Annotated in this window: 1 protein-coding gene; it reads left to right on the top strand. The window is 70.6% G+C overall.

The genetic code is table 11. The annotated features are described in order from the left end of the window. Window positions 1-1,649, top strand: a 1,649-nt coding sequence (gene pgi / locus ACFQE5_RS01950; protein WP_379582071.1) for a glucose-6-phosphate isomerase, incomplete at its 5' end; no start/stop codon positions are given. Between the last annotated feature and the right edge of the window lie 15 nt (window positions 1,650-1,664).

Genomic DNA, 1,664 nt, shown 5'->3' with positions numbered 1-1,664 from the left:
CCGATATCACCGTCACTCGGGAGTGGTCCGCGTTGGTCGCGCATCATCGCGAGATCGCCCCGCTGCATCTGCGGGATCTGTTCGCCGCCGATCCGGGCCGGGCCGCGGCGTTCACCGCGACCGGGGCGGATCTGGTGCTGGACTACTCCAAGCACCGCATCACCCGGGACACCCTGCCGCTGCTGGTGGCGCTGGCCCGGCGGGCCGGGCTACCCGCCCGGATCGAGGCGATGTTCACCGGGGCCCGGATCAACACCAGCGAGGACCGCCCGGTGCTGCACACCGCGCTGCGGCTGCCCCGCACCGCGACCCTGCTGGTGGACGGCCGCGACGTGGTCCCCGAGGTGCACGCGGTGCTGGACCGGATGGCCGACTTCGCCACCGCGGTCCGCACCGGCACCTGGACCGGACACACCGGACAGCCGATCCGGGCCGTGGTCAACCTCGGCATCGGCGGCTCGGACCTGGGCCCGGTGATGGCCCACCAGGCCCTGGCCGACTACGCCCACCCCGAGCTGACCTTCCGGTTCGTGTCCAACATCGACCCCACCGACCTGGCCACGACCCTGCACGAGCTGGACCCGGCCAGCACCCTGTTCATCGTCGCCTCCAAGACCTTCACCACCCAGGAAACCCTGACCAACGCCCGCAACGCCCGCACCTGGCTACTGGCCGGGCTCGGCGCCGAGCAGGCGGTGGCCCGCCACTTCGTCGCCGTGTCCACCAACACCGACCGGGTCCGCGGGTTCGGCATCGACCCGGCCCACATGTTCGAGTTCTGGGACTGGGTCGGCGGGCGCTACTCGCTCGGCTCCGCGATCGGACTGTCGTTGATGCTCGCGATCGGCCCGGACCGATTCACCGAGTTCCTGGCCGGCATGCACGCCATCGACACCCACTTCCGCACCACCCCCCTCGCGCAGAACCTGCCGGTGATCGCCGGACTGCTCGGGATCTGGTACACCAACTTCTTCGGCGCCCCCACCCACGCCGTGCTGCCCTACGCCCACCAACTGCACCGGCTGCCCGCCTACCTGCAACAACTGACCATGGAATCCAACGGCAAAACCGTGCGCGCCGACGGCACCCCGGTCCACACCCCCACCGCCCCGATCTGGTGGGGCGAACCCGGCACCAACGGCCAACACGCCTTCCACCAACTCCTGCACCAGGGCACCCGACTGATCCCCGCCGACTTCCTCGGCTTCGCCCACCCCCACCACCCACTCCCCGGCGACGGCCCCGCCGACGCCCACGACCTACTCATGGCCAACCTGTTCGCCCAAACCGCCGCCCTGGCCTTCGGCCGCACCCCCGCCGAACTGGCCGCCACCGGCACCCCACCCGCACTGATCCCCCACAAAACCATGCCCGGCAACCGCCCCACCAGCACCCTCCTGGCCCCCCGACTCACCCCCTCAACCCTGGGCCAACTCATCGCCCACTACGAACACCTCACCCTCGTCCAAGGCACCATCTGGGGCATCGACTCCTTCGACCAATGGGGCGTCGAACTCGGCAAAACCCTGGCCACCCACCTCACCCCCAAACTCAGCAGCCCCCACCCCCCCGACCTCCACGACCTGGACCCCTCCACCACCGCCCTGATCCACCACTACCGCACCCTGCGCGGACGCCCGAACGGCTAGATGAGCGGCCGCCGG

This window comes from Pseudonocardia hispaniensis (genome assembly GCF_042658695.1).
Classification (GTDB): domain Bacteria; phylum Actinomycetota; class Actinomycetes; order Mycobacteriales; family Pseudonocardiaceae; genus Pseudonocardia; species Pseudonocardia hispaniensis.
Note: the sequence above shows the minus strand (reverse complement) of the source record. Positions and strands in the feature narration are given on the sequence as shown.